The organism is Streptomyces aurantiogriseus (genome assembly GCF_014649375.1).
GTDB classification, from domain to species: Bacteria; Actinomycetota; Actinomycetes; order Streptomycetales; family Streptomycetaceae; genus Streptomyces; species Streptomyces aurantiogriseus.
In genome coordinates this window covers 64,253-84,556 of the sequence record NZ_BMSX01000006.1, presented here as the reverse complement: position 1 = coordinate 84,556, position 20,304 = coordinate 64,253, and the positions used below count along the sequence as shown (strand labels likewise).

Sequence of the window (20,304 nt, the reverse complement as noted above, 5' to 3'; positions counted from 1 at the left end):
CGGTCAGTCCGGCAGCGGCGTCAGCAGCATGCGTCCCGCGAAGCCGACCGCCGCGTCCAGGCGGCCGGTGAACTCCTCGGCCACGTCCGGGAGCCGGCGCAGGGCCCACAGGGCGCGGGCCGCGGACCAGGTGGCGTCGCGGGCGCGCTCCAGGCTCCAGGAGCCGACGAGGTGGGTGAGCGGATCGGCGATCTGGAGCAGGTCGGGTCCCGGCATCAGCTCTTCGCGGATCCGTTCCTCCAGCGCGACGAGGAGATCGCCCACGCGGTCGAACTCGTCCTCCAGGTCGGCCGGTTCGCAGCCGAGGCTACGACACGCGTCCACGACGGCGAGCGCGAGGTCGTGACCGATGTGCGCGTTGATGCCCGCGAGCGCGAACTGCAGCGGTCGTACGCCCGGATGGCGGCGGAACTGGAACAGAGGGCGCCAGCAGGCGGGCGGGCGGCGGTCCGACGTGGCCGCGTCGACGGCCGCGAGGTAGCGCTCCGCGAACCGTACGTCCAGCGTGATCGCGGCCCGCGCGTCCGCGAAGCGGCCCGTGTCGATGTGCCGGTCCACCTCCTCCGTGACGGCGAGGTAGACCCGGTTGAAGACCGCGACCCCGTCCCGGGGCGGCAGGGCCGCGTCGAGGGCGCGCATACGGGCGACAACCCGGTCGACAGCGGTGCCGGCGGTGTCGGCGGTGTCGGCGGTGCCAGGGGTGCCGGACGTGTCGGGAGTGTCACGGCGCGGGGCGAACTGTTCCAAATGCGGCATGGGGGCAGGGTCCCAGCCCTAGGCTGATCCGCGGGTCGCCGGGCCCGGTGCTTCCCCGGAACGGGGGAACGCCTCCGTCACGCGGGAAGGAGAACAGCACGGTGCGAGGCTTGCGCGAGCGGCGGGCCGTCCGGCGGGGCGCGAGGGTGGCCGTCGCCTCGGTCGTGGTCGCCCTGGCTGTCGCGGCCGGGCTGGTCGCGGTGCTCGGTGGCGGAGGCGGCAGGGAAGGGCGGGACGTCGACCGGGCCCGGCCGGAGGCGGGCCGCACGCCGGCCCCGCAGCCGCCTCCCTCGTCCTCGCCCGCGCCGTCCTTCTCCCCTTCGGCCGTGCGGGCGACGCCCTCACCCACCCCCACCCGGAGGCAGCGGCAGGCCGCCCGCCCCTACCTCCATCCCGGGTCCCAGGTCCTCGACTGGGTCCGGGCCAACCCCGGCGACGGGCGCCGCGCGGTCATCGAGTCCCGTATCGCGAGCCGGCCGGCCGCCGTCTGGTTCGCCGAGTACGCGCCGGAGGCGATCACCTCCCAGGTCAGCGAGGTCACCTCGGGCGCCGCCGCCGAGGGCCGGGTGCCCGTCCTTGTGCCGTACGCGATCCCGGACCGCGACTGCGGCGGGGCCTCCGAGGGCGGGGCGCCCGACCTCGACGCCTACGCCGGCTGGATCGACCGGTTCGCCGCCGGGCTCGGCCACGGCGAGGTCGTCGTCATCCTGGAGCCCGACTCGATCGCCCAGACCGACTGCCTCTCGGAGGAACAACGGGCGGACCGCCTCGCGGTGCTGGCCCACGCCGGCCGCGTCCTGAAGGCGGCGAACCCCAGGACGCGGATCTACTACGACGCCGGCCACTCCGGCTGGCACGCCCCGGCGCGACAGGCGGCCCTGCTGAAACAGGCCGGAGCCGCCTCCGCCGCCTCCGCCGGGATCTTCAGCAACGTCTCCAACTTCCGCTGGACCGCCGACGAGATCGCCTACGACCGACAGGTCCTCGACGCCCTGGGCGGCCCCGCGGACCTCGGTGCCGTCATCGACACGAGCCGCAACGGCAATGGCCCGCCCGCCGACGGCCAGTGGTGCGACCCGGACGGGCGGCGGATCGGCCGGGCCCCGACCCTCGACACCGGCGAGGCCCGCATCCACGCCTACCTGTGGGTGAAGCTCCCCGGCGAGTCCGACGGCTGCAAGGGGGCGCCCGGCACCTTCAGCCCGTCGTACGCCTACGAGCTGGCCCGCTGATCCTCCGTGTCGTACGACGAAGTGCCCTCGTCCAGCAGGGGTTCCTGTGTCTTGAGATGGGCAGGGGCGAAGGCGCGCAGGGCGTGGTAGCCGGTGATGACGACCAGGGTGCCGAGGGCGATGCCGCTGAGGGAGAAGGTGTCGGTGAACTCCATGGTGACGTTGCCGACACCGATGATGATGCCCGCGGCGGCCGGGACCAGGTTCAGCGGGTTGCGCAGGTCGACCTTGGCGTTGATCCAGATCTGGGCACCGAGCAGGCCGATCATGCCGTACAGGATGACGGTGATGCCGCCGAGGACGCCGCCCGGGATCGCGGCGACGACCGCGCCGAACTTGGGGCACAGGCCGAACAGGAGCGCGAAGCCCGCGGCGGCCCAGTAGGCGGCCGTGGAGTAGACGCGGGTCGCGGCCATCACGCCGATGTTCTCGGAGTAGGTGGTGTTGGGCGGACCGCCGACCGCGGTGGAGAGCACCGAGCCGAGTCCGTCGGCGGAGATCGCCGTGCCGAGTTTGTCGTCGAGCCGGTCGCCGGTCATCTCGCCGACCGCCTTGACGTGCCCGGCGTTCTCCGCGACCAGCGCGATGACGACGGGGAGCGCGACCAGGATCGCCGACCACTCGAAGGACGGGCCGTGGAAGGAGGGCAGGCCGATCCAGTCGGCCTGGCCGACGCCGGAGAGGTCCAGCCGCCAGTGGTCGGTGACCTTGCCGCTCGCGTCGGCCGAGTTAATCCTGCCGAAGATCCGGTCGAAGGCCCAGGAGACGCCGTATCCGAAGACCAGGCCGAGGAAGATCGCGATGCGGGACCAGAATCCGCGCAGGCAGACGACCGCCAGACCGGTGAACAGCATCACCAGCAGCGCCGTCCACTGGTCCTGGGGCCAGTAGGTGGAGGCGGTGACCGGGGCGAGGTTGAAGCCGATCAGCATCACGACCGCGCCCGTCACGATCGGCGGCATCGTGGCATGGATGATCCGGGCGCCGAAGCGCCGCACGGCCAGCCCCACCAGGAACAGCGCGACACCGACGACGAGGACCGCGCCGGTGACCGTGGCGCTCGTGCCGCCCTGCGCGCGGATCACCGCGGCGACGCCGACGAAGGAGAGGGAGCAGCCGAGGTAGCTGGGCACCCGGCCGCGGGTCGCGAGCAGGAAGATCACGGTCGCGACGCCCGACATCATGATCGCCAGATTGGGGTCGAGACCCATCAGGACGGGCGCCACGAAACTCGCCCCGAACATGGCCACCACGTGCTGCGCGCCGAGCCCGGCCGTGCGGGGCCAGGAGAGCCGCTCGTCGGGGCGGACCACCGCGCCGGGCGCCGGGGTGCGTCCGTCGCCGTGCAGTTTCCAGCGGACGCCAAGATCCATGGTGCGGTTTCGCTTTCGTTCGTGCGGTGCGGATGTCCGGCCCATTCTCACGTGAAAACGGAGGGTGAGCGGCCGCTTAGGATGGGGGCGGTTGCCCCATACACCTGCCCGCCCATGCCGTTCCCGCACCCCAGGAGTCCCACCGTGACCGCCGAAGCCCCGAGCGCCCCCGCCCTGTCGTACGGCCGGCTGATCCCGGTCACCGATGGTCGAGCGCGCCTGGACCCAGCTCTGCCAGGAGCTTCGAGGGCGACTGGACGGCGGCCGGCGACGCCTGCAACGCCGTCAAGGAACTGCGCATCACCTACGAGGCCCCGGTCACCAAGCCGGGCGCCTACGCCGTCCACCTCTGGCTGGAGCGGCTCGGCACCACCGGTCTGACGTACGGCTTCCGCTTCTGCTCGACCGACGGTGCCGTCACCTACGCGCAGGGCACCCGGGTGCTCGTCCGGCTGGACGCGGCGACCCTGCGCCCCGCGCCGTGGAGCGAGACGCTCAGGAGCGCGGGCCGGGAACTGCTGCGGTCGGCTCACTGACCTTCGCGGAGGTGCGTTCGCCGCCGCGCAGCACTCCCGCGAACACCACGAGCCCGCACGCCAGCACCGTCACCACGCCGAACGACACCATCAGGCTGGTCGCCTGCGCCACCCCGCCGATCAGACTCGGCGCGATCAGCCCGGAGGTGTACGTGATCGTCGCGACGCCCGCGATGGCCTGACTGGGGTTCGGCCCGGCGTGCCCGGCCGCCGCGAAGCACAGCGGGACGACGACGGCGATGCCCAGGCCCATCAGTCCGAAGCCGGCGATCGCCACCGCCGGGTGATCCGCGATCACGATCAGCAGCCCGCCCAGCGCGGCCAGGACGCCGCCCGCCCGGACCGTGCGCACCGCGCCAAACCGGTTCACCACCGCGTCACCCGCGATCCGGGCCACCGCCATGGTGAGCATGAAGCCGGTCGTGCAGGCCGCCGCGACCCCGGCCGAGCTGTCGAGCTGGTCACGCAGGTAGACCGCCGACCAGTCCAGACTCGCGCCCTCGGCGAACACCGCGCAGAACCCGACCGCGCCGATCAGCAGCGCCGAGCGCGGCGGCAGCGCGAACCGCGGGGGCGGCTCCTCGTCCTCCTCCGGCCGCAGGTCCAGCACCCACTGGCAGGCCAGCACACCGAGGACGGTGAGGACGGCCGCCGCGAGCATGTGGTGCACGCGGGCGTCCGCACCCAGGTGCGCGGCGAGCGTCCCGCCCGCCGAACCGATCAGCGCGCCCGCACTCCACATGCCGTGCAGCCCGGACATGATCGACTTGTCGAGCCGGTGCTCGACCTCGACGCCCAGCGCGTTCATCGCCACGTCGGCCATGCCCGCGGTGGCGCCGTAGGCGAACATCGCCAGGCAGAGCGTGAGCAGGTTCGGGGCGAGCGAGGGCAGCACCAGGGACAGCGTCCACAGCGCGATCAGGCCGCGCAGGGCCGTCCGGCTGCCGAAGCGGTGCGTGATCCAGCCGGCCGCCGGCATGGCGCAGGAGGCGCCGAACGCCGTGAAGGCCAGGGCGAAGCCGAGCTGCCCGGCGCTCACCGAGGAGTGGTCCTGGATCCACGGCACCCGGGTGGCGAAGGAGCCGGTGACCGCGCCGTGCACGGCGAAGACGGCGGCCACGGCGTACCGGGCCCGCCGTATGTCCGACGGTGCGTGGATCACTTCACTCATTCTCCCCGTTCCCCCTTCTGCCCTGCCGGCGTGCCGCGCCGTGCGGCGCGGCAGCCGACGTAAACTATCAGGAACCCTGCCTGATAAAAAGAGCGCCGTCAGGAGCCGTCCTCCGGCGCCCCCGTGGGAGGATTCCCCGCATGCCCGCATCCCCGAGCACGGCCCGGGCCATCAACGACCGGCTCGCCCTGCGGCTGCTGCAGGACGAAGGTCCACTGACGGCCGGGCAGTTGAAGCAGCTCACCGGCCTGTCCCGGCCGACGGTCGCCGACCTCGTCGAACGCCTCACCGCCTCCGGCCTGATCGAGGTCGTCGGCGAGACGGGCGCACAGCGACGCGGCCCGAACGCCAGGCTGTACGGCATCGTCGCCGGCCGCGCCCAACTGGCGGCCCTGGACGTGCGCACGGAGGGCGTCGCCGTGCTCGTGTCCGACCTGGTCGGCCGGGTGCTCGCCGAGGCGTCCGTGCCCATCGGGGACGACACCGGTACCGGGCCCGCCGTCGAGCAGGCGGTGACGCTGGTCGAGCGGGTCGTGAAGGAGGCCGGCGCCGACCGCTTGCACACCGTCGGCATCGGAGCGCCCGGCCTGATCGACCCCGCCAGCGGCGAACTGCGCAACTCCACCGGCCTGCCCGCCTGGCACCGCCGCCTGGTCGCCGCCCTCCAGGAACGGCTTCCCGAGGCCCGCGTCAGCGTCGAGAACGAGACCAACCTCGCCGCCCTGGCCGAACAGCGCGAGGGCACCGCCCGGGACCGCGACACCTTCGTCCTGCTCTGGCTGGGCCACGGCACGGGCGCGGCCGTCGTCCTCGACGGCACCCTGCGCCGGGGAGCCTCCGGCGGCACCGGCGAAATCGGCTTCCTGCCGGTGCCCGGAACCAGCGGACTCCCGTCGGCAACGGACTGCGAGGGCGGCTTCCACTCCCTCGCCGGGTCGGCGGCGGTGGTCGCACTGGCGGAGCAGCACGGCCTGACAACACCGCCGACGCCCGACGAGCCGGGGGCGGCGGCGGTGGTACGGGCGGCGGTGGCGGCGGTGGGGGGCGTGGGCGGATGGCGCGGAGGAGGCGCGGCTGGATCCGTTGGAGGGAGCGGTGCCGGATCCCTCGGCGGCGACGTGGCCGGATCTCCTGGCGGGCGCGTGGGTGGATCGCGCGGAGGAGGTGCGGCTGGATCCGCTGGAGGGAGCGGTGTCGGTTCTCGCGGCGGCGACGTGGCCGGATCGCCCGGCGGGAGCGCGGCCGGATCGCCCGGCGGAGGTTCAGCCGGTTTCGCCGGTGGGGGCGGGGGCGCGGCCGGAGGCGTCGGCGCCGGCGCGTCCGGTGACGCGGCCGGGCGGTTCCTCGATGCCCTCGCCGATCGCCTCGCCATCGGGGCCGCCTCCGTCGTCGCCGTCCTCGACCCCGGGTGTGTGGTCCTCGGGGGCGAGGTCGGGCTGGCCGGCGGGGAGGTGCTCGCGGCGCGGGTGGAGGAACGGCTGCGGCGGATGGCCCCGCTGCCGACGGAGGTGCGGCCGAGCGTCCTGGGCGGTGGCGCGGTGTTGCGCGGGGCGCTGTTGACGGCGCGGGAGTCCGCCCAGGAGGAGCTGTTCGGGACGCCCTAGCGGTCACCCGGCGGGCGCGGAACAGCCGTGCCGTCGCGGCGCGGTTGCAGGGCGCCGGCCCCGCATCGCGCCGCAGGCGTGTGCGGCACGCCGTCCTCACGCCCGGGCGTCCCTCAGCGGCGGGCCCGCGCGGCCAGGTACTCCTCGAACGTCCCCTTCCCCACGGCCCGTTCCGGCGTGAGGTGACCCCCCGTCCGGAACCCCCGGTAGGCCGCGCCCCACAGCGGCACGTTCACCACCGCACGCCGACTGCCGCTCGCGCGCAGGTACGCGCGGGCCAGCGACTCCAACGTACGGACCTCGGGGCCGCCCATGTCCTCGACCCGGCCCGCGGGCGCACCGGCCGCCAGCTCCGCGAGCCGGTCCGCGACCTCGGCCACCTCCACCGGCTGGTCGCTCACCCCGGCGGGCAGGATCATCACCGGCACCTTGGACAGCGTCTGGAACAGCTGGACGAGCAGGTCGTGGAACTGGGTCGCGCGCAGCACCGTCCAGCCGATCCCCGACTCCTCCACCAGCTTCTCGACGGCGAGCTTGGACTTGTAGTAGCCGAACGGCACCCGGTCCACCCCCACGATCGAGATGTACACCAGGTGCCCGACCCCCGCCTTCCGCGCCGCCTCGATCAGATGCGCGGCCGCCTGCTCGTCACCCCCACGCGGCGAGGTGGCGCAGTGCACGATCGTGTCGACGCCCGCGACGGCCGTGTCCAGCCCCAGCCCGCCCGCACGCAGATCGACGGCGTACGGCTGCGTGTGCCGGCTCAGCACCCGCACCTCGTGCCCGTCCGCGCGCAGCCGCTCGGTGACGAGCCGGCCGAGGGTTCCGGTACCTCCGGTCACCAGGATCGTGGTCATGCTGTTCAGCCCCTTCGGACACGAAGTGCTCCCCGCTGGAGCACCCTCCGCCAGCTGAGACCAGACACCCCTCGCGGAATGTGACAACCCACTAACCCCGGCCGAGCTGACGCCGTACGAAGTCCAGCTTGTCCGGGTTCAGCACGGCCCGCACGTCCGTGACCTCGCCGTCGCGGCACTCGAACGCGACCGCACTCGCCAGGGTGTCGCCCGCCCAGGCGAGCAGGCCGGGCGCACCGTTGATCTCGGCGACCGTGAACGTCATCCCGGCCGCGAAGCCCTGGAACGCGCCGACCAGGAAGCGCACCACCTTCTCGCGCCCCTCGATCGGCCGCCGGGCCGCGGTGACCTTGCCGCCGCCGTCGCTCCACCAGGTCACGTCGGCCGCGAGCAGCTTCTCCAGCCCGGCGAGGTCACCGTCCCGGGCCGCCGAGAGGAACGAGGTCACCAGCTCCTCCCGCCGCTGCGGAGAAGCCTCGAAGCGTCCTTGCTCCACCGCCAGCCGCCGCTCCGCCCGCCGGTACAGCTGACGGCAGTTGGCCTCGCTCAGGTCGAGCGCCTCGGCGATCTCCCGGTGGCCGTACGCGAACGCCTCCCGCAGCACGTACACCGCACGCTCCGTCGGCGTGAGCCGCTCCAGCAGCACCAGCATCGCGAGCGACACGGCGTCGCGCTGCTCGGCCGACTCCACCGGGCCGAGCGTGCCGTCCGAGGTGATGACGGGCTCCGGCAGCCAGGCCCCGACGTACTGCTCGCGCCGCGCCCGGGCCGAGGTCAGACGGTTCAGACACAGACGGGTGACCGTCTTGGCGAGCCAGGCCGCCGGATGCTCGATGCCCGCGCGGTCGGCGCCGCTGAACCGCAGATACGCGTCCTGGACCGTGTCCTCGGCCTCGGCGGCGGAGCCCAGCATCCGGTAGGCCAGGCCGAACAGCCGGGCGCGGTGGGCCTCGAACTCGTCGGCGGCGGCGGTCGTCATGCGCTCACCCTGCCAGAACCCCGGTCCGGGTCTGCGCAGTTGAGGTCCGGTCTGCGCGAGGAGGTTGTCCGTCCACAACCCACAACGGACGAGAAAAGCAGAGACAAGGACGACAAAAAGGCAAAGGCAAGGAGGTCATCCACTCCTTGCCACTCTCAACTTATAGCGCACAGGGGGCCTTGCGGCAAGGCCCCGGTCGTGCCGCAGAATCACCCGCCGAAGCCAGAACCTGCGGAAATGGACGTTGTGATGATTGACGTGATCGTGGCCGGCGGCGGACCGACCGGGCTGATGCTGGCCGGCGAGTTACGGCTGCACGGTGTGCACACGGTCGTGCTGGAGAAGTTGACCGAGCCGACCGGGCAGTCCCGCGGACAGGGCCTGCACGCGCGCAGCGTCGAGATGATGGACCAGCGCGGCCTGCTGGACCGGTTCCTCGCGGTCAGTGAGAAGTTCCAGGTCGGCGGTCTCTTCGGCGGCATCGCCAAGCCGTGGCCCGACCGGCTGGACACAGCTCACCCGTACGGCGTCGCCACCCCGCAGCCGGTCACCGAGCGGCTGCTCAACGAGCGTGCCCTCGAACTCGGTGCCGAGATCCGGCGCGGCTGCGAACTGGTCGGGCTGAGCCAGGACGAGCACGGGGTGACCGTCGAGTTGGCCGACGGCACGCAGTTGCGCTCGCGCTACCTCGTCGGCTGCGACGGTGGCCGCAGCGTGGTGCGCAAGCAACTCGGCGTCGGCTTCCCCGGCGAGCCCGCCAAGGTCGAGACACTGCTGGGTGAGATGGAGGTGACCGAGGACCCGGAGACGATCGCCGCCGTCGTCGCGGAGGTCCGCAGGACCCAACTGCGGTTCGGCGTCGCCCCCGTCGGCGAGGGCAACGAGGGGGTGTACCGCATCGTCGTGCCCGCCGACGGCGTGGCCGAGGACCGTACGACCGCGCCGACCCTCGAGGAGTTCAGGAAGCAGCTGCGGGCGTTCGGGGGCACCGACTTCGGCGTGCACTCGCCGCGCTGGCTGTCCCGGTTCGGCGACGCCACCCGGCAGGCCGAGCGCTACCGGGTCGGCCGGGTGCTGCTGGCCGGCGACGCGGCGCACATCCACCCTCCGACCGGCGGGCAGGGGCTCAACCTCGGCGTGCAGGACGCGTTCAACCTCGGCTGGAAGCTGGCCGCCGCGGTCAGCGGCTGGGCTCCGGAGGGGCTGCTGGACAGCTACCACGCCGAACGGCACCCGGTGGGCGCCCGCGTGTTGGACAACACCCGCGCGCAGATCACGCTGCTGGGCACCGATCCGGGTGCGACCGCGCTGCGGGAGCTGTTCTCGACGCTGATGGACTTCGAGGAGGTGAACCGGTACGTGACCGAGATGATCACGGCGGTCGGGGTCCGCTACGACTTCGGCGAGGGCCACGAACTGCTCGGCCGGCGGATGCGGGACGTGGAGCTGAAGCGAGGCCGCCTCTACGAGCTGATGCACAGCGGCCGCGGGCTGCTGCTCGACCAGACCGGCCGGCTCTCGGTGGCGGGCTGGGCAGACCGGGTCGACCACGTCGTCGACGTCAGCGAGGAACTGGACGTGCCCGCGGTGCTGCTGCGGCCGGACGGCCACGTGGCCTGGGTCGGTGAAGACCAGCAGGATCTGCTCAGCCGACTGCCGAAGTGGTTCGGTGCCGCCGCCGGCTGAGCGCGCGGGGCCGGTCCGAAAGGGTGCGGCCACCCGGAGTCGGTGCCCGGCGGCGGGCAAGGGCCGTCGTCACCGCCGCCGGGACCGCACCTGCCGACCCTAGAGAGGACTAGACCAATGCGTCAATAGGTGTGGACCTCCCTCAAGGGGGCTGCCGGGGCCGGGAGTTGATGCCGGCCCGCCCGGCAAGTCCATCGACACGACCTGTGAGCCACCCCACACCGCTCGCACGTATGGACGCCGATCGGCCGTGGCACACTGGCCCTGTACCTAAAAGCAGCGCACTCCGGGGTCGGTGAAAGTCCGAACCGGCGGTTACAGTCCGCGACCCGGTCGCTTCCAGCGGCCGGTTGACCAGGTGAAATTCCTGGACCGACGGTTAAAGTCCGGATGGGAGGCAGTGCGCGGCGGGCGGGCATACGTGCGCGCCGCCGTATACGTACTCGTCTGTGGACGAGTCTGTCCGGCGTCGCCCCGGTGTCCTCGCCCGTACCTTCTGTCGTCATCGACAGGCCCCGGAGTCCGTGCCCGAACGAGGCAGGAGGACCCGGGAAGTGTTCACCGGAATCGTCGAAGAGCTGGGTGAGGTCACCGCCGTCGAGAACCTCGGCGACGCCTCCCGCTTCCGGCTGCGCGGCCCCGTCGTCACCGACGGCGCGAAGCACGGCGACTCCATCGCCGTGAACGGGGTCTGTCTCACCGTCGTCGAGCACGAGGGCGACGAGTTCACCGCCGACGTCATGGCGGAGACCCTCGACCGCTCCAGCCTCGGTGCCCTCGCCGTCGGCTCCCGGGTCAACCTCGAACGTCCCACCGCCGTCGGCGCCCGCCTCGGCGGCCACATCGTGCAGGGCCACGTCGACGGCACGGGACAGGTGCTCGAGCGCAAGCCGTCCGAGCACTGGGAGATCGTCAAGATCTCGCTCCCCGCCGACCTCGCCCGCTACGTCGTCGAGAAGGGCTCCATCACCGTCGACGGCATCAGCCTCACCGTCGTCGACGCCGGCCCCGACTTCTTCACCGTCAGCCTCATCCCCACCACCCTCGCCCTGACCACGCTCGGCCTCAAGCAGCCCGGCGACCCGGTCAACCTCGAGGTGGACATCGTCGCCAAGTACGTCGAGCGCCTGCTGGCGAACACCCAGGGAACGGCCGGTACTCAGGGAGCGGCCAAGTGAACTGGCTGAACTCCGAGGCCTTCGTCATGTTCGACCAGCACATCATCTGGTCGGACATGATCGGCAACGTACTGGGCCTGATCACCCTCGCCCTCGGCTGGCGGCGCTCGCTGCTGACCTGGCCGGTGCAGTTCCTCTCCGGCCTCGTCCTCTTCGTGGCCTTCTACGGCCACCTGGCCGGCAGCGCCGGCAAGCAGGTCGTCGTCATGGCCGTGGCGCTGTACGGCTGGTGGCAGTGGAACCGCAACAAGGGGCAGTCCGAGGACGGCCACATCGCCCCGCGGTTCGCCACCTGGCGCGAGCGCGCGGCGATGGTCGCCGCGGCCGCCGCCGGCACGGTCGCCGTGGCCCTCCTCTTCAAGGCCTACCCGACCCTGTCCTGGGACCCCTGGCCCGACGCCTACATCTTCGTCGGCACCATCGTCGCCATGTACGCCCAGGCCCGCGGCATGGTCGAGTTCTGGTTCGCCTGGCTCCTCGTCGACCTCGTCGGCGTCCCCCTGAACTTCGCCAACGGCTACGCCTTCTCCGGCTTCGTCTACGTCATCTACGGCGCGCTCGTCCTGTGGGGCATGCGCGACTGGTGGCTGCGCTCCCGCAGGAACCCGCAGCCCGCTCTGGAAGGAGCGCCCGCATGAGCGCCCACCCGTCTCCCACCACCACCCCAAACGGGGCGCTGCGCGCCACCCCTCTTGTCCCACCGGTTCTGTACAGCACCGACGGCATCGAGGACTTCGCGCTCGACCCCGTCGAGCAGGCCATCGCCGACATCGCGGCCGGCCGCCCGATCGTGGTCGTCGACGACGAGGACCGCGAGAACGAGGGCGACCTCGTCGTCGCCGCCGAGAAGGTCACCCCCGAGATCGTCGCCTTCATGATGAGCGAGTGCCGCGGTCTGATCTGCGCCCCCATGGAGGGCGACGAACTGGACCGGCTCCAACTCCCGCAGATGGTCGCGGACAACACCGAGTCGATGAAGACCGCGTTCACCGTCTCCGTCGACGCCTCCGCCGCCCACGGCGTGACCACCGGCATCTCCGCCTCCGACCGCGCCACCACGCTCCGGCTCCTGGCGAGCGGCACCGCGGAGCCGACCGACCTCGTCCGCCCCGGCCATGTCTTCCCGCTGCGTGCCAAGCCCGGCGGGGTGCTCGTCCGCAACGGCCACACCGAGGCGGCCGTCGACCTCGCCCGCCTCGCGGGGCTGCGCCCGGCCGGCGCGATCGTCGAGATCGCCGGCGAGGACGGCCGGATGCTGCGTCTGCCCGAGCTGATCCCCTTCGCCCGCAAGCACGGCCTGACGATCATCTCGATCGAGGATCTGATCGCCTACCGCCGCAGCACCGAGCCCACCGTCCGCCGCGAGGCCGAGACCCGTCTGCCCACCGTCCACGGCACCTTCACCGCCTACGGCTACCGCTCCACCGTCGACGGCGTCGAGCACGTCGCCCTCGTCCACGGCGAGATCGGCGACGGCGAGGACGTCCTGGTCCGTGTCCACTCCGAGTGCCTCACCGGCGATGTCTTCGGCTCCGCGCGCTGCGACTGCGGCCCCCAGCTCGACACCGCCCTGCAGCGCATCCAGTCCGAGGGCCGGGGCGTGGTCGTCTACCTGCGCGGACACGAGGGCCGCGGCATCGGTCTGCTGTCCAAACTGCGGGCGTACGAGCTTCAGGAGCAGGGCCACGACACCCTCGACGCCAACCTTGAACTCGGCCTGCCCGCCGATGCCCGCGACTACGCGGCCGGCGCCCAGATCCTCGAGGACCTCGGGGTGCGCAGCGTGCGCCTGATGACCAACAACCCCGAGAAGACGGACGCACTGCTGCGCCACGGCCTCAAGGTCAGCGCGCGCGTGCCGATGCCCGTACAGGCGGGCGAGCACAACATCCGCTACCTGCGCACCAAGCGGGACCGGATGGGACACGACCTGCCCTGGCTGGACACGGCCCCCGTGTCCCCCTGCGGCAACCAGTAAGCACGACGGCACGAAGGTACGAAGGAGAGACGTGAGCGGCAAGGGCGCACCGGAACTGTCCGTACGCAATGTGGGTGACCTGCGGGTCGCCGTCATCGCGGCACAGTGGCACGAGAAGGTGATGGACGGTCTGGTCGACGGCGCGCTGCGCGCCCTGCACGACCTGGGCATCGACGAGCCGACCCTGCTGCGGGTCCCCGGCAGCTGGGAGCTCCCGGTCGTCGCCAAGGTCCTCGCGGGCCGCGGCTACGACGCGATCGTCGCGCTCGGCGTCGTCATCCGCGGCGGTACCCCCCACTTCGACTTCGTGTGCCAGGGCGTCACCCAGGGCCTGACCCAGGTCTCCGTCGAGACCGGCGTCCCCGTCGGCTTCGGCGTGCTCACCTGCGACACCGAGGAGCAGGCCCTCGACCGGGCCGGCCTGGAGGGCTCCAACGAGGACAAGGGACACGAGGCGGTGACCGCGGCGGTGGCGACCGCGGCCACGCTCCGCTCAGTATCTGAACCCTGGCGGTAGCCCCACCGGCATTACGGCTAGGGTGGGCAGCACCATGTCCAAGAAGACGTTCGAGGAGCTCTTCGCCGAGCTCCAGCAGAAGGCCGCCACCGGCGACCCCGCCACTTCCCGCACCGCCGAACTGGTCGAGAAGGGCGTCCATGCCATCGGCAAGAAGGTCGTCGAGGAGGCCGCCGAGGTCTGGATGGCGGCCGAGTACGAGGGCAAGGACGCGGCCGCCGAGGAGATCTCGCAGCTGCTGTACCACGTCCAGGTGATGATGGTCGCCCGCGGGATCTCCCTGGACGACGTCTACGCCCACCTCTGAGCCGCCCCGCACCCCTTTCCGTACGAACAACGAAGGAAGCTCGCCTCATGCTGCGCATCGCCGTCCCCAACAAGGGTTCCCTGTCCGGCCCTGCGGCGGAGATGCTGCATGAGGCCGGCTACCAGCAGCGCCGTGAGTCCAAGGAGCTGCGGATCGTCGACCCGGAGAACGAGGTCGAGTTCTTCTACCTCCGCCCCCGCGACATCGCGATCTACGTCTCCTCCGGCCGCCTCGACATCGGCATCACCGGCCGCGACCTGCTGATCGACTCCGGCGCCAACGCCGAGGAGATCCTCCCGCTGGGCTTCGCCCGCTCCACCTTCCGCTACGCCACCAAGCCCGGCACGGCGAACGGCGTGCAGGACCTCAACGGCATGACGGTCGCCACCTCCTACGAGGGCATCGTCGCCAAGCACCTCGCCGACAACGGCGTCGACGCGTCCGTCGTCCACCTCGACGGCGCCGTCGAGACCGCCATCGAGCTGGGTGTGGCCGAGGTCATCGCGGACGTCGTGGAGACCGGCACCTCCCTGCGCAACGCGGGTCTGGAGGTCATCGGCGAGCCGATCATGAAGTCCGAGGCCGTCGTCATCCGCCGTACCGGCGCCGACGCGGACGAACCGAAGGTGCAGCAGTTCCTGCGCCGCCTCCAGGGCGTCCTGGTCGCCCGGACCTACGTGATGATGGACTACGACTGCCGCGTCGAGCAGCTGGAGAAGGCCGTCGCCCTCACGCCCGGCCTGGAGTCGCCGACCGTCTCCCCGCTGCACAACGAGGGCTGGGTCGCCGTCCGCGCCATGGTCCCCGCCAAGGAGGCGCAGCGGATCATGGACGACCTGTACGACATCGGCGCCCGCGCCATCCTGACCACGGCCATCCACGCCTGCCGTCTCTGAAATCTCCGGGAAGATGTCCGACCTGCCCACCCTGCCCGTCACCTTTCGGCCGGGCCGCACCCGCGCGGTGCTGCTCACGGCCGGAGTGGTGATCTTCCTCGTCATCTCCGCCGTCGCGCTGCTGCTGGAGCAGCTCGGCCCGGGGGAGCGGCTCAGTTTCGTCGTCACCGGCGGCCTCATCTTCTGGGTGCTGGCCCAGCTCGCCCGGGTGAGGGTCGTCGCCGAGGACTCCGGCGTCACCGTCGTGAACATCGCGAGCAGGAGGCGCCTGGCCTGGGCGGAGATCCTCCAGGTGAACCTCCGCCCGGGTGATCCCTGGGTCTTCCTGAACCTCAGCGACGGCACCAGCCTGCCCGCGCTCGGCATCCAGCCGGGCATCGCCAAGGAGCGTGCCATCGCCGACGCGCGCACGCTCCGGAGCCTCGTCGAGGCCCGCTCCGTCCACCACCCCGAGGAAGATCGGGGCTGACTCGGGGTCGTCCACCCTGCCGCAGAAGCCCCTGTCTTGATTAATCTGGTGGCGGAGACGCGTCCCTTGCGCCTCCGCCCCTGTCGTGCCGTGCCGGCGCACAGGGGTTCCTGCTACCCGAGGAGTGATCATCTCCGGCGATGGACGGATCGTCCTGTAGTACCTGCGCCGCCCCCTGCCGACATAGCGCGGACTGCGACCTCTCAGTCCGCGGCTCTGCGGAGGCGGCGGCATCATGACCACCCCCCTGCTGCTCCTGGCAGCCGCGTTCCTGCTCATTCTCGCCAACGGCTTCTTCGTGGCCGCCGAGTTCGGCCTCGTCACCGTGGAGCGCCCGGACGCCGAGAAGGCCGCCGCCGAAGGCGACAGACGAGCCCGTACGGTCGTCGAGTCGCTCAAGGAGCTGTCCTTCCAGCTCTCCGGCACCCAGCTCGGCATCACCATCACCTCCCTCGTCGTCGGCATGCTCGCCGAACCCGCGCTCGCGGAGCTGCTGCACGGCCCGATCACCGCGGTCGGCATCCCCGAGGGCGCCGTCTCCGGTGTCGCGGTCGCCGTCGGCATGCTGCTGGCCTCCGCCGTGCAGATGGTGATCGGTGAACTCGTGCCCAAGAACTGGGCCGTGTCCAAGCCGATGCAGGTCGCGCGCTTCGTCGCCGGCCCGCAGTACGCCTTCGCGCGCCTGTTCCGGCCGGTCATCGCCGGCCTCAACGCCGTCGCCAACCGCCTGGTACGCGCCCTGGGCGTGGAGCCCACCGAGGAGCTGGCCTCCGCCCGTACCCCCGGTGAACTCGTCTCCCTGGCCCGGCACTCCGCCCGGGCCGGCGCCCTCGAACAGGACACGGCCGACCTCTTCGTACGGACCCTGTCGCTGGCCGAGCTGACCGCGCAGCACGTCATGACCCCGCGGGTGAAGGTCAGCGCCCTGCAGGCGTCGGCCACCGCCGAGGACGTGGTCAACCTGACCCGCGCCACCGGCCTGTCCCGCTTCCCCGTCTACCGCGAGAAGATCGACGAGATCGTCGGCATGGTCCACCTCAAGGACGCACTGGCCGTCCCCGTCCACGACCGGCTGCGCACCCCGCTCGGCCGTATCGCCCGCCCGGCCCTGCTCGTTCCCGAGACCCTGCCCGTCCAGCCCCTTCTGGCCCGGCTGCGCAGCGAGCAGCCCATCGCCGTCGTCGTCGACGAGTACGGCGGCACGGCCGGCGTGGTGACCCTGGAGGACATCGTCGAGGAGATCGTCGGGGAGGTCCGCGACGAGCACGACGGGCTGGACACGCCCGAACTCGCCGCCGCCCCGCCCGAGGACGGCCGGCCCGCCTGGGACGTCGACGGCAGCTGCCGTGTCGACACGCTCCAGCGCATAGGCCTCGACGTGCCGGAGGGACCGTACGAGACGGTCGCCGGGCTCGTCGCCGACCTGCTCGGCCGGATCCCGGCCGTCGGTGACCGGGCCGAGCTGCCCGGCTGGCGGCTGGCGGTGCGCCGCGTCGGCCACTACCGGGCCGAACGGGTCCGGCTCGTGCGCACCGGCGCGGTCGTGGAGGTCGCCCGATGAGCGTCCTCCAACTCGCCTTCGCCGGCCTCCTCGTGCTGGCGAACGGTTTCTTCGTCGGCGCCGAGTTCGCCCTCGTCTCCGTCCGCCGCAGTCAGATCGAACCCCTCGGCACGGCGAGGGCCCGCCAGGTCCTCTACGGTCTGGAGCGCCTGCCCCAGATGATGGCCGCCGCCCAGTTCGGCATCACCGTCTGCTCCCTCACCCTGGGCGCGGTCGCCGAACCGACGGTCGCGCATCTGCTGGAGCCGGTCTTCGAGTGGATCCACCTGCCGCACGGCATGATCCATCCGCTGGGCTATGTCATCGCTCTCGCCGCCGTGGTCTTCTTCCACCTCGTCATCGGCGAGATGGTCCCGAAGAACCTCGCCATGGCCGCCCCGGAGAAGGCCGCGCTGTGGCTCAGCCCCGGCCTGGTCTACTTCGCCCGCTTCTGCAGGCCCATCACCGTCGCCCTCGGTGCCTGCGCCCAGGGCATCCTGCGCCTCTTCCGCGTCGAGCCCAAGGACGAGGTCGAGGCCGTCTTCACCAGCGAGCAGCTCAACCGGCTGGTGGAGGACGCCGGCCAGGCCGGTCTGCTCGACCCCGAGGAGCAGGAGCGGCTGGAGGACGCCCTGGAGCTGGGCTCCCGCCCGGTCACGGACGTGCTGCTGAAGCGCGAGTCCCTGGTGACGGTCCCCCCGTCGGTCACCCCGGGGCAGATCGTCGAACTCACCGCCCGCACCGGCTACTCCCGCTTCCCGGTCGCCGCGGACAACGGCGCCTTCATGGGCTATCTCCATGTGAAGGACGTCCTCGACCTGGAGGAGTCCGAACGGGCGGTCCCCCAGCAGGTGTGGCGCCCGATGACGACCCTCCGCTCGGAGCTGCCGTTGGACGACGCGCTGACGGTGATGCGGCGCGCGGCGACGCATCTGGCGCAGGTCGCCGACGCCTCCGGGAAGGTGCTGGGGCTGGTGGCTCTGGAGGACGTACTCGAGCTGCTGGTCGGCGAGGTGACGGATCCCGCGCACCGGGAAGCGTCGAGGGCTGTGGCCGAGGTCAGGGTGACGGGACCGCAGATGAGCGGGGAGCCGGAGGAGGCGCTGGCCACGTAGCTGCGGGCAGTCGTGCCGCTGGGCGACGGGGTGCCCCCGGGCATGGGGGCACCTCCTGTCCGAGCGAAGCCGAGAGGGGGAGGCACCCCGCGCGCACCGCCGGGTGGGCGAAACCCCACCCGGCGTCGGCTTCCCACCGGCCGCGCCTCGACGCAGCTCACATCGCCGACGGATCCTGCGGCCCTCTCCCCGACAGCACCTCCCCGTACGCCTGCATCAGGTCAGGCAGGCGCAACGTCGACAAGTCGTCACGCGACAAGGCCCCGGGATACATCGACAACCGCAGATCCCGATAGGCACAGCTCTTCTCGTACAACGTCCGCAGGAACCGCCCGTTCCCCAGCTCGTCGATCCACCCCTGGTCCACCACATGCCCGGCGATCGACCGCAGCTCGTCCAACGCCTCCTCGTCCCACACGTCCCCGTTCTCCGCGGCGAGGACCTCACCGATCGAGGTGAGTTCGAGCGGTCGGTACGACGGGAAGTCGACACGCGTCGTGAAGCGGGACGACAGTCCGGGGTTCGCTGCAAGCAGGCGGTCCATGCCCTCCGGATAGCCGGCCAGGATCACCACCAGGTGGTCCCGGTTGTCCTCGGCCCGCTTCAGCAGCACCTGCAGGGCCTCGTCGCCGTACGCGTCGCCCTTGCCGTAACCGGAGTTGGACAGGGAGTACGCCTCGTCGACGAAGAGGACTCCGCCCAGCGCGGAGTCGATCAGTTCATTGGCCTTCACGGCGGTCTGGCCGAGGTACTCGCCGACGAGGTCGGCCCGCTGGGCCTCCACGAGGTGGTCGCCACCGAGCAGGCCGAGGGCGTAGAAGACGCGGCCGAGGATGCGGGCCACCGTGGTCTTGCCGGTGCCGGACGGGCCGGAGAAGACGAAATGCCGTTTGGGCGGCTGGACCGGGAGGCCCTGCCCGGCCCGCAGCCGGGCCATGTTGAGCTGTGCCGACAGGGCCTTGACCTGGCGCTTCACCGGCTCCAGGCCCACCATGCGCTCCAGTTCGGCGAGCGCCTCCTCCAGGAGGACGGGGTCGGTGGGACCGGCGGGCAGCACCGAGGGCACCAGCGTCTTCTCGCGCACCACCGGGTCGGTCACCGACGGCAGGGGAGCGACGGGCGGCAGGTCGGAGGGGTCGGTGAGCTTCAGGTCCCGCCCCTCGGTGCCGAACAGCGGGTCGAGGGCGTCCGGCCCGTCCCCGGTGTCCTGGCCGACCCCGGTGAGGGTGATCGCGGCGAGGTCGGCGGGATCGTCGTAGCCGTCGCCCTCGGCGATCGCGGCGAGCCGGGCCGAGGTGTCCATGAAGGCGGGATCGACGCGGTGGACCGCCCGGTAGAGGGGGAGGGCGGCCGCGGAACGGCCCGTGCCCTCGTGGGCCCTGGCCAGCCAGTACCGCAGCTCCTTGCGCTGGGGCTGTTCGCTGCGACAGCGCATCAGGGCCGCCGAGAGCAGCGGCTCGGCCTGACCGTACATTTCCAGCCGGACCCGGGCCATGCCGCCGAAGAGGCCGGCCTCGATGCCGAGCAGCGGGTCGTTCAGGAGCGGGTCGGTGTGGCGGACGAGCTGTTCCCAGTCCTTGACCAGGTAGGCGCGGCAGGCGTGCAGGAAGCGGATCTGGTGATCGGTGTCGACCGGCGGAAGCCCGGCGAGCGCCCGGTCCAGCTCGGGGACGTGCCGGCCGTCCAGCCAGTGCGAGGCGTGCGCGAGGAGCAGGTCGCGGGGGCTCTCCAGCACCGGTTGCACCCACCAGCCCAGCCAGTACCAGGAGTTGAGCGTACGACGGTGCCGGGTGCGCTGTTCGCCGAAGCGGTCGCGGTGCCGGAACATCCTGAGCAGCGCGGTCGTCGTGTCGACGCGCAGCGCGTGCAGTCCGAGCCAGCCGTCGGCCATCCCGGGATCGATCCGCACCGCGGTGCGGAACTCCTCCTCCGCCTGCGGATAGGCGCCCATGGTGTAGGCGTCCACGCCTCGCAGCCAGGCGAGGTCGGCCGGGGCCTCGGGGCCCTGCGTGCCGAAGTCCATCACGTCCCCCACAAACCGTGCCCCCGTCGGTATGCCGCCGGGCCGTCGCCTGTCGGCTGCCTTGGTCGAACCACTGTGCCGCGGACC

Annotated in this window: 18 protein-coding genes, 1 pseudogene and 1 riboswitch; of the genes and pseudogenes, 13 read left to right on the top strand and 6 right to left on the bottom strand. The window is 72.0% G+C overall.

Annotated elements, in window-relative coordinates; translation table 11 throughout:
• Positions 1 to 3: 3 nt before the first annotated feature.
• A complete protein-coding gene (locus tag IE263_RS14955) occupies positions 4 to 756 on the bottom strand; it encodes a DUF5995 family protein (RefSeq protein WP_268256025.1) in 753 nt (250 codons plus the stop codon).
• A 101-nt stretch (positions 757 to 857) separates the two neighbouring features.
• Here IE263_RS14955 and IE263_RS14950 point away from each other — a divergent pair, with 101 nt between their 5' ends.
• A complete protein-coding gene (locus IE263_RS14950; protein WP_229910997.1) occupies positions 858 to 1,988 on the top strand; it encodes a glycoside hydrolase family 6 protein in 1,131 nt (376 codons plus the stop codon).
• Here IE263_RS14950 and IE263_RS14945 read toward each other — a convergent pair.
• Complete coding sequence (locus IE263_RS14945; RefSeq protein WP_189936457.1) at positions 1,970 to 3,361, bottom strand: uracil-xanthine permease family protein; 1,392 nt, start codon at positions 3,359 to 3,361, stop codon at positions 1,970 to 1,972. The two genes, IE263_RS14950 and IE263_RS14945, sit on opposite strands and share 19 nt — an antisense overlap.
• Before the next feature lie 144 nt (positions 3,362 to 3,505).
• On the opposite strand from IE263_RS14945, the pseudogene IE263_RS14940 reads away from it, so the two are divergent.
• Positions 3,506 to 3,897: pseudogene (locus tag IE263_RS14940) on the top strand (acyl-CoA thioesterase).
• Here the strand turns inward: IE263_RS14940 and IE263_RS14935 are convergent.
• Positions 3,857 to 5,068 carry an MFS transporter gene (locus IE263_RS14935; RefSeq protein WP_189936455.1) on the bottom strand — a complete coding sequence of 404 codons (1,212 nt, stop codon included), beginning with the start codon at positions 5,066 to 5,068 and terminating at the stop codon, positions 3,857 to 3,859. The pseudogene IE263_RS14940 and the gene IE263_RS14935 sit on opposite strands and share 41 nt — an antisense overlap.
• Before the next feature lie 140 nt (positions 5,069 to 5,208).
• Between IE263_RS14935 and IE263_RS14930 the strand changes: the two genes are divergently transcribed.
• Positions 5,209 to 6,672 (top strand): ROK family transcriptional regulator, encoded by a 1,464-nt coding sequence (locus IE263_RS14930; RefSeq protein ID WP_189936454.1) that lies wholly within the window; start codon positions 5,209 to 5,211, stop codon positions 6,670 to 6,672.
• A gap of 113 nt (positions 6,673 to 6,785) precedes the next feature.
• On the opposite strand, the gene IE263_RS14925 is transcribed toward IE263_RS14930, so the two are convergent.
• Positions 6,786 to 7,529, bottom strand: a complete 744-nt coding sequence (locus IE263_RS14925; protein WP_189936451.1) for an SDR family oxidoreductase — start codon at positions 7,527 to 7,529, stop codon at positions 6,786 to 6,788.
• A 91-nt stretch (positions 7,530 to 7,620) separates the two neighbouring features.
• Positions 7,621 to 8,508: an RNA polymerase sigma-70 factor gene (locus IE263_RS14920; RefSeq protein WP_189936449.1), complete on the bottom strand. Its 888-nt coding sequence runs from the start codon at positions 8,506 to 8,508 to the stop codon at positions 7,621 to 7,623.
• A gap of 249 nt (positions 8,509 to 8,757) precedes the next feature.
• On the opposite strand from IE263_RS14920, the gene rox reads away from it, so the two are divergent.
• The 10 genes from rox to IE263_RS14870 all read left to right on the top strand — a co-directional run bounded on the left by rox (position 8,758) and on the right by IE263_RS14870 (position 18,194).
• The gene (gene rox, locus IE263_RS14915; protein ID WP_189936446.1) at positions 8,758 to 10,194 is read left to right on the top strand and encodes a rifampin monooxygenase; all 1,437 of its coding nucleotides are present in this window, start codon (positions 8,758 to 8,760) and stop codon (positions 10,192 to 10,194) included.
• A gap of 277 nt (positions 10,195 to 10,471) precedes the next feature.
• A riboswitch (FMN riboswitch) is annotated at positions 10,472 to 10,602 on the top strand.
• A 146-nt stretch (positions 10,603 to 10,748) separates the two neighbouring features.
• On the top strand, positions 10,749 to 11,372 hold the full coding sequence (locus IE263_RS14910) for a riboflavin synthase (protein WP_189936444.1): 624 nt from the start codon (positions 10,749 to 10,751) through the stop codon (positions 11,370 to 11,372).
• Positions 11,369 to 12,010 (top strand): nicotinamide riboside transporter PnuC, encoded by a 642-nt coding sequence (gene pnuC, locus IE263_RS14905; protein ID WP_189936441.1) that lies wholly within the window; start codon positions 11,369 to 11,371, stop codon positions 12,008 to 12,010. The genes IE263_RS14910 and pnuC overlap by 4 nt, the downstream gene beginning before the upstream one ends.
• Positions 12,007 to 13,350 carry a bifunctional 3,4-dihydroxy-2-butanone-4-phosphate synthase/GTP cyclohydrolase II gene (locus IE263_RS14900; protein ID WP_229910996.1) on the top strand — a complete coding sequence of 448 codons (1,344 nt, stop codon included), beginning with the start codon at positions 12,007 to 12,009 and terminating at the stop codon, positions 13,348 to 13,350. The genes pnuC and IE263_RS14900 overlap by 4 nt, the downstream gene beginning before the upstream one ends.
• 31 nt (positions 13,351 to 13,381) lie before the next feature.
• A complete protein-coding gene (ribH, locus tag IE263_RS14895) occupies positions 13,382 to 13,867 on the top strand; it encodes a 6,7-dimethyl-8-ribityllumazine synthase (protein ID WP_189936439.1) in 486 nt (161 codons plus the stop codon).
• 34 nt (positions 13,868 to 13,901) lie between these two features.
• Positions 13,902 to 14,174, top strand: a complete 273-nt coding sequence (locus tag IE263_RS14890; RefSeq protein ID WP_189936437.1) for a phosphoribosyl-ATP diphosphatase — start codon at positions 13,902 to 13,904, stop codon at positions 14,172 to 14,174.
• A gap of 47 nt (positions 14,175 to 14,221) precedes the next feature.
• On the top strand, positions 14,222 to 15,070 hold the full coding sequence (hisG, locus tag IE263_RS14885; RefSeq protein ID WP_189936435.1) for an ATP phosphoribosyltransferase: 849 nt from the start codon (positions 14,222 to 14,224) through the stop codon (positions 15,068 to 15,070).
• Positions 15,071 to 15,083: 13 nt separating this feature from the next.
• Positions 15,084 to 15,539 carry a PH domain-containing protein gene (locus IE263_RS14880; protein WP_189936433.1) on the top strand — a complete coding sequence of 152 codons (456 nt, stop codon included), beginning with the start codon at positions 15,084 to 15,086 and terminating at the stop codon, positions 15,537 to 15,539.
• Positions 15,540 to 15,774: 235 nt separating this feature from the next.
• Entirely contained in the window at positions 15,775 to 17,100 is a 1,326-nt protein-coding gene (locus IE263_RS14875; protein ID WP_189936431.1) for a hemolysin family protein, read from the top strand.
• Positions 17,097 to 18,194 (top strand): hemolysin family protein, encoded by a 1,098-nt coding sequence (locus IE263_RS14870; RefSeq protein WP_189936429.1) that lies wholly within the window; start codon positions 17,097 to 17,099, stop codon positions 18,192 to 18,194. Before IE263_RS14875 ends, IE263_RS14870 begins: the two co-directional genes overlap by 4 nt.
• Before the next feature lie 157 nt (positions 18,195 to 18,351).
• On the opposite strand, the gene IE263_RS14865 is transcribed toward IE263_RS14870, so the two are convergent.
• On the bottom strand, positions 18,352 to 20,217 hold the full coding sequence (locus IE263_RS14865; protein WP_189936427.1) for an AAA family ATPase: 1,866 nt from the start codon (positions 20,215 to 20,217) through the stop codon (positions 18,352 to 18,354).
• Between the last annotated feature and the right edge of the window lie 87 nt (positions 20,218 to 20,304).